Origin of the sequence: Kaistella jeonii (genome assembly GCF_000812865.1) — a bacterium.
Classification (GTDB): Bacteria; Bacteroidota; Bacteroidia; order Flavobacteriales; family Weeksellaceae; genus Kaistella; species Kaistella jeonii.
In genome coordinates this window covers 1-13,775 of sequence record NZ_JSYL01000005.1, presented here as the reverse complement: position 1 = coordinate 13,775, position 13,775 = coordinate 1, and the positions used below count along the sequence as shown (strand labels likewise).

General features: G+C 35.5%; 11 protein-coding genes and 1 tRNA gene. 6 read left to right on the top strand and 6 right to left on the bottom strand.

Going from position 1 to position 13,775, the window contains the following annotated elements:
* The first annotated feature begins 89 nt into the window (after nt 1-89).
* The gene (locus OA86_RS08845) at nt 90-1,370 is read left to right on the top strand and encodes a chloride channel protein (RefSeq protein WP_039351862.1); all 1,281 of its coding nucleotides are present in this window, start codon (nt 90-92) and stop codon (nt 1,368-1,370) included.
* 60 nt (nt 1,371-1,430) lie between these two features.
* Here the strand turns inward: OA86_RS08845 and ric are convergent, their stop codons facing one another.
* From ric to OA86_RS08820, 5 genes are all read right to left on the bottom strand, one after another.
* The gene (ric, locus tag OA86_RS08840; RefSeq protein ID WP_039351860.1) at nt 1,431-2,144 is read right to left on the bottom strand and encodes an iron-sulfur cluster repair di-iron protein; all 714 of its coding nucleotides are present in this window, start codon (nt 2,142-2,144) and stop codon (nt 1,431-1,433) included.
* Between the two features lie 151 nt (nt 2,145-2,295).
* Nucleotides 2,296-2,727 carry an RrF2 family transcriptional regulator gene (locus tag OA86_RS08835; RefSeq protein WP_039351858.1) on the bottom strand — a complete coding sequence of 144 codons (432 nt, stop codon included), beginning with the start codon at nt 2,725-2,727 and terminating at the stop codon, nt 2,296-2,298.
* Between the two features lie 6 nt (nt 2,728-2,733).
* Nucleotides 2,734-3,108 carry a hypothetical protein gene (locus tag OA86_RS08830; protein WP_039351856.1) on the bottom strand — a complete coding sequence of 125 codons (375 nt, stop codon included), beginning with the start codon at nt 3,106-3,108 and terminating at the stop codon, nt 2,734-2,736.
* Between the two features lie 70 nt (nt 3,109-3,178).
* Nucleotides 3,179-3,649, bottom strand: coding sequence for an Lrp/AsnC family transcriptional regulator (locus tag OA86_RS08825; RefSeq protein ID WP_039351854.1), 471 nt, complete (start codon nt 3,647-3,649; stop codon nt 3,179-3,181).
* A gap of 129 nt (nt 3,650-3,778) precedes the next feature.
* The gene (locus OA86_RS08820) at nt 3,779-8,560 is read right to left on the bottom strand and encodes a translocation/assembly module TamB domain-containing protein (RefSeq protein ID WP_039351852.1); all 4,782 of its coding nucleotides are present in this window, start codon (nt 8,558-8,560) and stop codon (nt 3,779-3,781) included.
* A 4-nt stretch (nt 8,561-8,564) separates the two neighbouring features.
* Between OA86_RS08820 and tsaD the strand changes: the two genes are divergently transcribed.
* Genes tsaD through OA86_RS08805 form a run of 3 tightly spaced genes read left to right on the top strand, consistent with a single transcriptional unit; the run spans nt 8,565 to nt 10,807 of the window.
* A complete protein-coding gene (gene tsaD / locus OA86_RS08815; protein ID WP_039351850.1) occupies nt 8,565-9,617 on the top strand; it encodes a tRNA (adenosine(37)-N6)-threonylcarbamoyltransferase complex transferase subunit TsaD in 1,053 nt (350 codons plus the stop codon).
* A gap of 17 nt (nt 9,618-9,634) precedes the next feature.
* Nucleotides 9,635-10,042, top strand: a complete 408-nt coding sequence (locus OA86_RS08810; protein WP_039351849.1) for a hypothetical protein — start codon at nt 9,635-9,637, stop codon at nt 10,040-10,042.
* A 39-nt stretch (nt 10,043-10,081) separates the two neighbouring features.
* On the top strand, nt 10,082-10,807 hold the full coding sequence (locus tag OA86_RS08805) for an RsmE family RNA methyltransferase (protein ID WP_039351848.1): 726 nt from the start codon (nt 10,082-10,084) through the stop codon (nt 10,805-10,807).
* Nucleotides 10,808-10,979: 172 nt separating this feature from the next.
* On the opposite strand, the gene OA86_RS08800 is transcribed toward OA86_RS08805, so the two are convergent.
* A complete protein-coding gene (locus OA86_RS08800; protein WP_039351847.1) occupies nt 10,980-11,639 on the bottom strand; it encodes a TrmH family RNA methyltransferase in 660 nt (219 codons plus the stop codon).
* A gap of 292 nt (nt 11,640-11,931) precedes the next feature.
* Between OA86_RS08800 and OA86_RS08795 the strand changes: the two genes are divergently transcribed.
* Nucleotides 11,932-12,951 (top strand): asparaginase, encoded by a 1,020-nt coding sequence (locus tag OA86_RS08795; protein WP_039351846.1) that lies wholly within the window; start codon nt 11,932-11,934, stop codon nt 12,949-12,951.
* A gap of 68 nt (nt 12,952-13,019) precedes the next feature.
* Nucleotides 13,020-13,106 (top strand) — tRNA-Ser (locus tag OA86_RS08790).
* The last annotated feature ends 669 nt before the right edge of the window (nt 13,107-13,775 follow it).

Below are 13,775 nucleotides of genomic sequence, written 5' to 3'. Positions count from 1 at the left end.
CGAAAATTTTGGTCGCAAAAGTTTTCATCTTCGAGAAAATTTTGATTACTAGAAATTATTCTCCTCTATATTCATCTTAAAGGAATCCCTTGGAAAGAAAAAAAATTGTTACCCAACATTATTTCCGACTCGTCGTTGCATCTATAATCGTCGGGTTGGGAAGTGCTTTGTTGGCATTTACATTAAAACACCTCACCGAATATTTTCAACACCATATTTTTAATTCCATTGTAGGGAAATATGCTCCACTTTTTATTATTTTACCTACAATTGGGATCACATCGATTTATTTTTTGAGAAAATATCTTTTTCGAAACAGAAAAAATAAAGGAATTACTGAAATTTATAAAACACTGGATCAGCGAAAAGATCATTTACCATTCTTTAAAATCCCTTCGCATTTTATTAATGGTTTTCTGACCGTTATTTTTGGCGGATCAACTGGTGTCGAAGTTTCTACGGTTGTTGCAACCGCCACGATCGGAAATTATGTCTACGAAAAAGAATTTTCTGCGCGCATGTACAAACGCGAATTGATTTGCGCCGGAGTTGTTGCCGGAGTTGCCATTTTATTTACGAGTCCACTTGCAGGATTTTTATTTGCTTTGGAAGTAATTGCACGAAAAATGCGGAAATCATTAGTTATTTCCTGTACTGCTTCAGCTTTGGTAAGTTGGGCTTTTATTGCACTTTTCGATTCTGAAACTATTTTGACTCATCCAGTAAAAGAATGGACTTATGCAGCGATACCTTTTTTTATCGTATTAAGTATTTTGGGTGGAATTCTCTCGGTTTATTTTACACTTTTGGTGACCCGGATGAAAAAACTTTTCGGCAATATTTCTAATAATTTTATCAGAGTAAATTTAGGAGCCATCGCAGTTGGAACTTTAATTTTCTTTTTTCCAAGTTTGTATGGCGACAGTTATCATGGTTTACACGAAATTTTAAATAAACCTTTGGAGTCAGCATCAACAATCCCAGTTTTATTTCTTCTCGCAGTGGCGCTTCTGAAACCTCTAGCTTCTGCTTTAACTTTAGGAGCAGGTGGAGATGGCGGAGTTTTTGCGCCAAGTATTGTTGCCGGAGCTTTTCTGGGTTTAATGGTGGCTTTTGTTGGAAATAATTATTTCGGAATGAATTTAACGCCAGTAAATTTTGCATTGATCGGTGCTGCAGCTACTTTGTCGGCTTCTCTATATGCACCTTTTACGTCGGTTGTTCTGATCTGTAATCTTCTTCCGGATGGTTATATTCTTTTTGTTCCAATTCTTATTTGCTGTTTTATTTCCTATGCAGTTTCAAAATTGATATTGCCCTATAATGTTTACACGCACAATTTCTATTTAGATTCTAAAACTTCGGCATAAAATAGAAATCCACCTCAAAAAATTTGAAGTGGGTTTCAGAAAAAAAACACAAAATATAGTCTAAAAAGTTTTTTCTAATTCTATCGCTTTCGGGAAAAGAATATTGTTTTCTAAGTGAATGTGTTTGTGAAGATCGTTTTCAAAATCTTCTAACATTTTATAAGTTACCTGATAAGTTCCACAAGCATCGTCTGGGAATTGGTAGTTATTGGTTAATTCAGCGATTTTTACAAATCGATCTCCTTCTATAGTATGCTCATGTTTCATCATTGCTACAGGACTTTCTACACTTCCAAAATGGGGTTTTTCAAAAGTTTCACCTTTTGCTTTTGCAGCTACCATTTTTTTGATGAAAGGGAAAAGAATGAGTTCTTCTTTTTTCATGTGTGCTCCTAAATCAGTCGCACTTTCTTTAAATAAATCATAGATTTCAAAAAGTTCCGGATGTCTATCGCCATGAACTTTGCATAATTTACTCAAATATTGAAGCAATACCGCAGTATTTTCTTCTACATATCTATGGTGCGTTTTTTCGACATAATCAGCCAAAAGATCTAGTGGCCAGGAATTAAAATCGATATCATTAGATTTTTCTTTCGAAATATTTTCTAAATCTTTATAAACGTCTTCAACATTGAATTTTTTATTTTCACAAGCTTCTTCGATAGTTCTGTTTCCTTTACAGCAAAAATCAATTTTGTATTTTCTAAATACTTCAGCTGCTTTGAAATCCTCTGCAACCATTTCTCCTATTGTTCTTTCTTTCGTTAACATATCTTATGTGATTTATAATTATAGTACAAAGGTAAACAATATATTTAATTCGGACAAATTTATCCGAATTAAAGTTATAAAAATTTTAACCTAAATTTTTCAGACCTAAAAAAAATATAAATCAATTGAATTTAATTGGAGGAACGACTTATTATTTGAGCCAAGCCAAACCATTTTCGGTTTTAACGGCTAAGTCGTAAAAAGAATATTTTTGAGTCATTGCGATCAAATTTTCTCTTACTATTTTGAAATCATCGTGAACTGGACAAGGATTATCACTGGAACACTTGTGTAGGCCTAATCCACAATTGGTAAAAATACTTTCACCATCAATAATACAAACGACGTCATAAATCTTCGTAATTCTCTGTTTCGTAACGTCAAAAGTAAAACCACCTTGTTTTCCGCGAATAGATTCAAGGATATTTTCGCGACAAAGTTGCTGCAATATTTTTGCTGTAAAAGCTTCAGGCGCATTTATAGATTTAGCCACTTCTTTTACATTCGTTCGCTTCTCCTGATGGCTTTGCTGAGCAATATAAATGGTGGCTTTGATGGCATATTCGCAGGCTTTTGAAAACATTCTTTATTATTTAAAAAATTTCCATTTCGGAATAAACGCGACCAAACCAATTGAGATAAACAAAAAGAGATTTGTTACATCGGTATATAAAAAGGTGTTCAGATAATAATTATGAAGCATGTAGTGCATGAAAACTGCTGCTGGAAAGAGATAAACTCCAATTTTTCGGTAAAAAAAGATGAGTACAACTCCTATAATCATGAGTAAATCTACACCGAAAATAAAAATAAAATAATTCCCCGGAATATTCAGTTCGACCCGTTGTAAAAACTCATCAGTATCAATACCGATTCCCATTAAGGAAAATAATAGTAAAGCACCTAATGACAAAATAAAACCCATATCTTTCTTGGGATCTTCGTTCTTAAAATTTTCGTCCATATTGGTAAAATTAAAAAAACTTTTGAAAGGAATTCAAAAGTTTTTTATAAAGTTGATATAAATCAGTATTTTAAATCGAAACTGCGTCGATCAATCTGTTTTTGTCAGAAATATATTCTTCCATAGAGATCATACTTTCAGTTCTCATGACATCCTGAATGTCATCGATCTGATAAATGATTCTTTTTGCATCTTCGGTATTTTTCGCTCTGATCTTACAGAAGATATTGTATTTCCCAGAAATTACACTTGCTTCGATTACATTTGGAATCGTTGTCAGTTCTTTCAAAACCTCTTGCGTGCGGTTTGATTTGGTTAAAAGAATACCGATGAAAGCAGTGAAATGGTAATCTAATTTCCCGTAATCAATGGTTAAAGAAGATCCTAAAATGATTCCTGCATCTTCCATTTTTTTCACTCTCACGTGAATTGTTCCTGCCGATACGTCCATTTGTTTTGCAATTTCTGTGAAAGGCATTCTGGTGTTTTCTACTAAAAAATCAAGGATTTTTTTATCTATTTCGTCTAATTGATAGTTCATTTTGAATTTTATAAAATTGATAATACTACGTCTATATTTTTGCAAATTTACAAAAAAATATTAAAATGAAAAATTTTAGGTTAATATTAACAATTTTTAACTTAAACAAATGCTTTTCTAATAAAATCCTTATTTTATTGTATCATTTTTAACAGAATCTCTTTTAATTATCGGTTTTTCAACTACATTTTTTTTATCTTTTTGCTTTCTTTTAAAGATGGTATTGAAACTTTTACTATAAACTACACCAACTCCGTAACTTTGATTAGAACTCGCATTACCTGCCGCAGTTCCGTTTAACCCAATATTGGTTGGTTTGGAATACGCTCTTAATAAACGGGTTCCATTATTTTTTTTGGACCAGTCGTATTCGACAATTCCTTCTCCTGACAGGTATTCAGCGTTTGTATTGTCTGATTTAGAAATTGGTATTCCTAATCCTGTCTTTACTTTAACTCTCGGAGAAAGCAGAAAACTCACACTTGCATTTGCGCGATTACCCGTATTGGAACCAGTGTCTCCGTTCAGATAATTAAGATCGACCTGAAACTCATTACTTATGTTATTTAAAACGGAACCCAATTGTTTGAAAAGCATATTGTAACCGGAACTTTCAGCAAAATTACCAAGATTAATGTCAAAGGCTGAGTTACCAACATTGAAACTGTTCATCACGAGTACAGAGCCAAACTGAATAATTTTTTCGTCTTCGTTGCTCATTTTTTCGGCAAGTGTTTCCTTTAAATTAGAAGAGACATCTTGTGCAGAAACGCCCAGTTCAATTTTCGGATTATTAAGTGTTTGCGTAATTTTTGTAGTAAGCAAGACATTGATCGGTTGCAAACTTCCCATGTTTAAATATTGACCAGCGTTCGTAACGGTTCTCAAGTAAGTGGCATCAATATTCAGATCAGGAGAAATCGGATCTCCATCCCAACGAATACTGCTTCCTTTAGAAATTTGGAAAGTTCTGTTCAGAATCGCTTTCGATACAAAAGTTCCGTTATCCACGAAATAATCTCCATTCATCGAAACCGCTCCAGATCTGCTCATTAAAAACCTCAACTTTTCTGAATTTCCACGCACAGTAATATCACCAATATCGTCGCCGACCAAAACATTTACGGTAGTTCCTTTATCTATAGAAAGTGTGAGATCTACATTTAGATTAGCGCTCGAACGTTTCTTTTCTTCCACACTCACAACTCCTGCTTCATCTCGTTTTAAGAACCTCAGCATTTTAAATTCTTCCACATTTGAGGTTGAATTTGAATTGAAAGTAAATACACTGTTGTTCAAAGCTTTCATTTCTGGCGTAGAAATATTCAGGGCAGAAACAGGTCCATCAACATAGAGCGTTCCGGTTCCATAAACTCTTCCCCAGAATAAATCGAGATCTTTTTGAGTGGTATTAAGCAGCATCAAATTATCAGCTCTCATTACTAAATTGACACCCATAGAAGACAAAGTTTCAAACTGAATCGCTCCGGAAATGGAACCTTTTGAATTTGATCTGCCGTCTTTTACACCAATATCATTGAGAATAGCCAAACCTTTCGACAGTGAAACCACGGTGTCATCAAAAGAATAATCAACGCCTGTGAAATTTAATTTTAAGCCTAAACCTTTCATCGCAATATCACCACTATAATCAATATCATTTAATTTTCCTGAAATTTTTAACTCTCCTGAAGCTTTCCCACGAAGATTACCGAAAACTCCTTTCACAAATTCCTGCGCGAACTGCAAATCGAAATCGTTCATATCTGCAACCAGATTTAATGTTGGTGACGCCGTATTGTTATTAATGGTTCCTTTCAATACAAGATCATTGTTACCGATGATTCCGGCCGAAATTACTTTCGCTTCTACATCGAAAACATTGGGAACAGCGCTTTTCTTCGCAGAAATCATCACATTCCCCATGTCTTTTCCGTTCATTAAAATATTGGTAATATGTAAATCGATGAGTGGTTCCAGATTATTTTGATCCTTTTTTATATCAAAAGTTCCGTTCGCAACTCCTTTAATATCCATTCCATTATCGCTTCCTGTTAAAGCCAATACTTTTGCAATCTGAAGATTTTTAAGTTCGCCTTTTGCAGAAAAATCTTTTGCCGATTTAAAAATGGATTCTTTCAGAAACAACTCGCTATCATCGGAGTAAATTCGCAAATTCTGTATTAAAAAATCACCTGTATTTTTCCGGTACGTAATCGAATGGTTCAACTCGGGATTTGTATCGACACTCCACGCGACATTTTTAAAGGTAACTGTTGTTGGCTCAAAACGGAAAACATAATCACCCGCAGAATTCGTGGATTGATTTAGGTTTATTGCATATTCTTTCAGCGTTTGTTTAATTTCATCTTCTGGAGACCCCAATTTAAAAGTAGTTGCAATATGCAGGATTTGATTATTTTCGTTCCTTCCGCTTAAAGTAATATCCTTTAAAATATTTTTGTTGTACTCTATTCTGTTGACCTTTGCGAAAATTTGCTTATCAACATCTGCAGTATTAATTCTGACCATCAAACTGTCGATCATTGCGCTGTCTCGCGTAATTTTGCTGCGTTCTGTAATTTTATAAGCAGGATTTGCTTTTGCTAAAGCTTGATCAGCATCTGTGATCTCCTCTTTTTTGGTCATAACATATTTCAAAGTCTGCGCATCTATATTCAAGATCAAATTATTCGAATTTCCGTCAAAGGAACCATTAACTGAAGCACCTTTTGGAATTTGTAGGTTAGGTTCAAAATAGCTTATCAATCCTTGCTTCACATCGAAGTTCATGGTGAAATTCTGTCCACGGTATAATTTTCTCGGCGGTGGACCAACAAGAATTTTCCCAATTCCGTTTTGGATCATTCCCGATAAATCCTCCAGATTAAAACGTCCTGAAATCTGTCCATTTACCGCTCCGGGAGCATCAACAGAAACAATTCGGTTTCCGTTTTCGAAAAATGCTTTTACTTTAGCATTTGGGATCAGAAATTTCTGGGAAGCATTCGTAAAGGTCACATTTTGTATATCCGCATCTAAGTTTAGATCATTCAGATTCGTCATCGCAATTTTTCCGTTAACCAAACCGCTTACGATCTGATTTCCCTTTCCACCAGTAAAATAATTGAGATTTAAATATTGAACGTCCGCAACAATATCTGCAGCTAGCTTTTTCGTACGGAAATCGATAAATCCATTCACGTTTGCTTTGGCTTGGTCATCATTTATATTTACAATTCCTTTGTACGTTTTATGATCGAGGAAACCATCGATATAAATATTATTAATTTCTTTGTTAAGAATTTCAATTTTTGAAATTTGAGATCGTGTTTTCAACCTCATCGTGTTCACATCGAAACTTTCGCCCTGTAAATTGAATTTTCCGGAGATTAAACCAACCTGCTTATTTTTCGTGATGACTGAAGTGTTCAAATCATTAACCTCTGCATAACCTCGATATTTAGGTAATGCAGTGCTGTAATCATCCAGATAAAAATTCGTGATTTTCGCCTGTCCGATCCCTGTAATTAAGTTTGCTTTAGGAACGAAAACTTCTTTCGGAGTTACTCTGACTGCACCCTTATATTTTAATCTTCCAAATTCATCAGCGAAATTTTTCATCTTCGAGGAAATGAAAGTCGGCATCATATCCTTTAAATCTACATAAGTAAGATCCGTGGAAAGAGAATTGGTTTCAATCTGGAAGTTGCCTTTTAAAATATTAGAAACCTTCATCGTTTCTGTGCGAATATTTACTTTTGAATTTTTGACGAGAAAATTATCCAGATAAAAACGGTTCAAAGGACCTGTCATCGTGCCCGAAATATTGATCGGTTTGTAATTGTCCCAGTTCGTCGCAAAATAACTGATGTCGTACCCGCTGATCTGACTTCCCGGCTTCATCATCATATCCCAACGAACACGGTCTGCAAAATTAGCCCAGGAACCATTATTTAAATTAAATTTGATATTTCCCTGCAGTAAAGAATGATCGGTATTCAAAGTTAAATCCTGTAAAGACAAATATTGATGAGTGAGTGCAAGATCTGCAGAAAAAGTATCAACAATGTGTTTTTTGCCCCATCTTTCCGTGATAAAGCGCAGGTTATTTATTTTCGCTGTTACATCAGAACCGACGACTTTTAATTCGGGTACAATTAAATTGACATGTGTTGCGGTCATCCATTTTCCAGCTTCACCTTCGGTATTTTGATTGATGATGCTTACTTTGGAATCGGTGATATAAACGCGGGATTTTAACTGAAAAGGTTCTTTTTTAACCGTTGGAGAAGGCGTATTGAAAAGATCGACGAAACGAATAAAATTAGAAATACTGTCTCCTTTATAAGTGATCACTTTTAAGTCAAGATTCTTTAAAGATAAGGACTGAAACTGCAAATTCCGCGAGTTGCTGATGATCGAAAACCAATTTGAATCTGCGTATAACTCCTTTGCTTTTAAAAACTGAAAATTCTTGTAATCTTTTACGGCAACATTATGAATATGAATATCTCCAAAATAACTCACCTCCACACTTTCGAAAGACATTTGGGACTTTAGATCTTTATTGAGTTTTTCAATCACCTTATGAGCAGCCCAGTTTTTGGTAGACGGTAAACTTACAAGGAGAAAAAAAGACCCGACGAGAAAAAGAACCAGCCAGAAAATAACAAGTAACAATTTTGCCCACCACTTGTAATTGGTAACATCTTTCGCTGCCTGTTCACCAAATTCTTTTGCGGTTTCTAAAGGATGATGAATGGTATCTGAGGCGAGTTGTGAAGCTTCTTTTACAGTTTCCTGCACTTTTTCGCTCACATTTTCCGCAGTATGCTGAATCTTATCGCCAATATTTTCTGGGACAGATTTTTTATTTTCGTTATCGTTATTATTCTCTAAATTTGCCATTGTTATGAGCGACTCAATAATTTTAGGGATAGAATCGTCCTGCGACGATACTTCAGCAGCAATCATTCAAGGAAATAAAATCCTTTCAAACATTGCAGCCAATCAGGAAATACACAACGAATATGGCGGTGTTGTTCCCGAACTGGCTTCTCGCGCACATCAGCAAAACATTATTCCAGTCGTGCAAAAATCCGTGAGCAAAGCAAATATACAACAAAAAGATATTTCTGCCATCGGCTTTACACGTGGTCCGGGACTTTTGGGTTCCTTACTGGTCGGAACTTCGTTCGCAAAATCGCTTGCAATGAGTTTAAATGTTCCTTTGATCGAAGTAAATCACCTTCAGGCACATATTTTAGCACACTTCATTGACGATGCAAATCCGACTCCTCCCAATTTTCCTTTTTTATGTTTAACGGTTTCCGGCGGACATACGATGATCGTTGTGGTAAAAGACTATTTTAATATGGAAATCATCGGAAAAACGATCGACGATGCAGCGGGAGAAGCATTTGATAAAATCGGAAAAATCTTCGGTTTAGATTATCCGGCGGGTCCAATTATCGACCGGTTGTCAAAACTTGGGAATAAAGATGCTTTCCAATTCAATAAACCACGCATCGATAATTACAACTATTCATTCAGCGGTATAAAAACTTCTGTGCTCTATTTCATTCAAAAAGAAGTAAAGAAAAATCCAGATTTCATTAAAGAAAACTTAAATGATCTGTGTGCTTCGGTTCAAAAGACACTCGTTGAAATTTTGATGAATAAACTGGAAAAAGCGGCAAAAGAATTAAATATTAATGAAGTCGCCATTGCAGGCGGCGTTTCAGCAAACTCCGGTTTGAGAGAAGCGATGCAGATCAATGCAGAAAAGTTCGGCTGGAAAATTTACATTCCAAAATTTGAATATACGACCGACAACGCAGCGATGATCGCCATGGTTGCAAAATTAAAATTTGACCGGGGCGAATTTGCAGAATTATCTGTTTCGGCTACTTCACGATATGATATTGAGGAGAGTTTTAAGAAAGATGTTCAAATAACAGACTAATCAATTACAAACCTCAGATGAAAATATTATTAGAAGAAAAAGTCCTGGTAAGTCACTCCAAAAAGAGCTCGAGATATTACTGGATCCTGGAAACCATTACTGGAAAAACGGTCGCATCAGCGGAAGAAGCGGAATTCCTGAATGAAAGTTCTGAAACCAGCTATCTTCAGGATATTAAAGAGGAGTTTCTGGAAAAAATAAACACTGAAAACGTTTTTAGTTTTCCTTTCACCCCAAAAGAAGGCGACTATTTATCTCTTAAAAATAATTTAAGAAAAACTGAATATTTAAATCTGATCTTCATTAATGATAAGTGGATCGAAGAAGTTTATCCCTGTAGTTACCGAGAATGTGATACCGATATCTACACGACCATCAAAACAGGTGTAGCATTTCTGAGTGAGAACAATTATCTAAAACCTTAGTACAGAATCGCATTCAATTAAAAATAGAAGAAGTTTTAAATGAAATTATTTTACGGAGAAATCAGCGGTGATCAAGTAATTATCGACAGCGAAGAACAAACGCATATTGTAAAAGTATTGCGTATGCGATCTGGCGAAGAAATTTTTATCACCGACGGAAAAGGAAATCTGGCAAAAGGAGATCTGGTTTTTGAAGGCAAGAAAGTTTCTCTTGAGGTGAAAGAAATTCAAAATGACCTTCCGAATTTTCGCGTGCAACTTCATATTGCAATTGCTCCGACAAAAAATATTGACCGCATTGAATTCTTTGCAGAAAAAGCCACAGAAATGGGTATTTCTGAAATTACTCTATTACAAACAGAAAAAACAGAACGCAAAAATCTGAATATTGAAAAGTTGAGAAAGCAATGCGTTTCTGCTTCAAAACAAAGTCTGCGTTTTCATTTTCCGATCGTTAATGAACTTACAAAATTTTCTGATTTTATTAAAAATATCAATCCCGAAAATACTTTTATTGCGCACTGCAATGAAAAGCTGGAAAGGATTGATTTGAAGATAATTAGACAAGCTCAGCATGACAACGCTACGAATAATTCGGGGAAAATAACTTTTTTGATTGGTCCGGAAGGAGATTTTTCTGATAGAGAAATTCAGATTTTGGCAGATAAAGGCGTGAAAGCGGTTTCTCTTGGAAGTCAGAGATTACGAACGGAAACGGCGGGAATTTTTGTTGCGGCCTGGAATTATTATGAAAATCTGATGTAGTGGCCGGTCGTACGGAGCCTTTTTATTTCATCATAAAATATTTTCTACAAAGAGTTGGCTTCTACGAAGCCCTGGATGTTAAAGTACTTATTTTTTCCTAGAATGTAAAAGCATAAGTACTGATAAAAACTTTTTATCTTACTTCCAAATATTGCTTATTTCTCATTATTCATTACCGATTATCATTTAGATACTTCGCTAAAATCTGTTCGCCACTTTGTAGAGAGTTTACTGCCCAGCGAACTTTCATTTCCCACAACTTTTCTTCGGATAATTTGTAATCGATAGCTGATCTTAAGAGCTTTTGTTTGAGTTCGTAAACACATATCGCGGCTGCGACAGAAACATTAAAACTTCCAGTAAATCCATACATCGGAATGGCTAAAGTTTCATCAGCGAAATCTAAGATCTCTTCGGTAACTCCGGCTGCTTCTGTTCCGAAAACCAAAGCTACAGGTTCTGTTATTTGAAAGTCGGGTAAAAGTGTTGCATTTTTTTCGGGAGAAACAGCAATGATTTTGTAACCGCGGTTTTTAATTTCGGTAATTGAATCAAGACTGTGTGGAAGTCTTTCAACCTCAACCCAAGTTTCTGCTCCTTTTGTGACGCGAAGGTTCGGATTGAATTCGTGCGCACTTTCCATGGCGATAATCTTATGAAATCCGCACGCTTCTACGGAGCGCACAATTGCGGCGGCGTTTCGAAACTGAAAGACATCTTCGATGACGGGCAGAACAAAATCTGAACTTTCGGGGGCGAAATGATTTATTTTCTGGAGTCGTTCTTCGGTGAGGAATTGCTGAAGATACTCGAAGATTTGTTGGTCTTTCATGAGGTCAAAAATAGGATTTTTTTTGGAGGTTCGAGTTTCGAGAGGCGGGTTTCGAGGGTTGCAATTCAAAATGAAATATTTTTTTCTCGCTTGGCGCTTTGTAAATAATTCTTGATACTTAGTTTTGAGTTTTGGTTTTTTTCAAAAATTTATTTAGAAGCGAGATCTACGCCCCGACTTGAACGGAAATCCTTTTTGTGGAGCAAAGCGGAACAAAAAGATTGGGAGTGGAAGGCGGAAAAAGACGCCCAAAATAATCTTACATTCTGCCAAATAACGTATTTTTGGATTTATGAAAAGAAAAGTGCTCCTGATTTATACCGGCGGAACGATCGGCATGGAAAAAGATTACGAAACGGGGAGTTTGCGGGCCTTCGATTTTGGGAATATTTTTAAAAAAATTCCGGAAATGAAAATGATCGAGTGCGAAGTGTCGGTTCATCCTTTTAAAAAACCGCTGGATTCTTCGGATATGGGTCCGGAAGAGTGGAAAATTATCGCGAATTACATCGGTAAAAATTACGACAATTACGACGGTTTCTTGATCCTGCACGGAACGGATACGATGTCTTATACCGCGTCAGCATTGAGTTTTATGCTGAAAAATTTGACAAAGCCGGTGATTTTAACTGGTTCACAATTGCCCATCGGTGATTTGCGAACGGACGCGAAAGAAAATCTGTTAACGAGTTTGTATTATGCCAGTTTGTACGAAAACGATGAAGCGGTGATTCAGGAAGTTGCGGTGTATTTTGAATATAAATTATTGCGTGGAAACCGTACTTTGAAATATTCTGCGGAATTTTTTGATGCTTATCAAACACCGAATTATCCGGTTTTAGGTCAGTCTGGAGTTCATTTAAATGTGAAGAAAGATTATTTGTGGCGCAACAAAACTTCGGACTCTTTTTGCGTTGACAATCATATTTCGCAGGATGTTCTCTTTTGGCGCATTTTTCCGGGAATGCATTTAAATCATTTTTCTGAAATCCCCAAAGTGAAAGTTTTGGTGCTGCAGGTTTTTGGTTCTGGTACCATTTTCAACACCCAAAAAACTTTGGAAACTCTACAAAAACTGAGAGATCAGGGAACTGAGATCGTGGTAATCTCGCAGTGTGTTTCGGGTGGAATTAGTTTTGGCAAATATTCAAACTCCAATATTTTTACAAAAATCGGGGCGATCAGTGGAAATGATATTACGGCAGAAAGCGCGATCACAAAAGCGATGCATCTTTTAGACAACTCTAATTATGAAGGCAGTTTCGCAGAAAATTTCGTGAAGAATTTGTGTGGGGAGGTTTCTGAAAATTAAAATTTTAATTTATCATCTTTCCATTTTTAGAATTCAATTAATTACCCTATTTTTGCAGTCTTCAATTCAGAGAGGTGTCCGAGTGGTTGAAGGAGCTAGCCTGGAAAGCTAGTGTACGGGCAACTGTACCGTGGGTTCGAATCCCATCCTCTCTACAATTTCAATTGATTATCAGTTACTTATGATAATTACAGCCAAAAATACAGCCAAAACTTGTTAAGTTTTGGCTGTTTGTTTTTTGTGAGATCTTGTGATATTTAAAGAAATCATTGATTAAGCGAAAAATATTTAATTAGTGAAATCAATGCAGTTTCTATGTCGGTTTATATGGCATTAACCTGAAATCTCCTCCGATTTCACCTTCATCGTTAAAATGAAATACACTGTTGATATTACCCTCATTAATTATAGACATTTCACCAATAACTTCTTTAGCTCCTAAAACTAACCAGATTATTTCTAAATCATTCTCTTTTAATTTTGATTGCAGATAATCCTTATCAATTAAAAGACAGTCATTCCCTTCTTTAAATTTTATTGCAGGATTAAAAACAATTAATTCATTTTCTGAATTAAAGAATTCATATTCATTTTCCTTTAGATGTAAGTTTGGAAAAAACGGTCAAATTGACCACCTGATTCGGAGTAAATTGACCACCTGATTCGGAGCAAAGTGACCACCAAGATTCGGAGCAAATTGACCACTTGGATTTTGGTTGATTTTTTCGGGTAAAAACGATTGATTTTTTCATGTTGTTAGCGTCATAAATTCGTATAAAAAATACGGATTATGGCCAATAAAACAACAGACATGAGTAAAATTA

Bases quoted from the DNA above. Each gene is read 5' to 3' on its own strand.
- ric (WP_039351860.1), bottom strand. From the start codon at position 2,144: ATGTTAACGAAAGAAAGAACAATAGGAGAAATGGTTGCAGAGGATTTC.
- OA86_RS08835 (WP_039351858.1), bottom strand. From the start codon at position 2,727: ATGTTTTCAAAAGCCTGCGAATATGCCATCAAAGCCACCATTTATATT.
- OA86_RS08830 (WP_039351856.1), bottom strand. From the start codon at position 3,108: ATGGACGAAAATTTTAAGAACGAAGATCCCAAGAAAGATATGGGTTTT.
- OA86_RS08825 (WP_039351854.1), bottom strand. From the start codon at position 3,649: ATGAACTATCAATTAGACGAAATAGATAAAAAAATCCTTGATTTTTTA.
- OA86_RS08820 (WP_039351852.1), bottom strand. From the start codon at position 8,560: ATGGCAAATTTAGAGAATAATAACGATAACGAAAATAAAAAATCTGTC.
- tsaD (WP_039351850.1), top strand. From the start codon at position 8,565: ATGAGCGACTCAATAATTTTAGGGATAGAATCGTCCTGCGACGATACT.
- OA86_RS08810 (WP_039351849.1), top strand. From the start codon at position 9,635: ATGAAAATATTATTAGAAGAAAAAGTCCTGGTAAGTCACTCCAAAAAG.
- OA86_RS08805 (WP_039351848.1), top strand. From the start codon at position 10,082: ATGAAATTATTTTACGGAGAAATCAGCGGTGATCAAGTAATTATCGAC.
- OA86_RS08800 (WP_039351847.1), bottom strand. From the start codon at position 11,639: ATGAAAGACCAACAAATCTTCGAGTATCTTCAGCAATTCCTCACCGAA.
- OA86_RS08795 (WP_039351846.1), top strand. From the start codon at position 11,932: ATGAAAAGAAAAGTGCTCCTGATTTATACCGGCGGAACGATCGGCATG.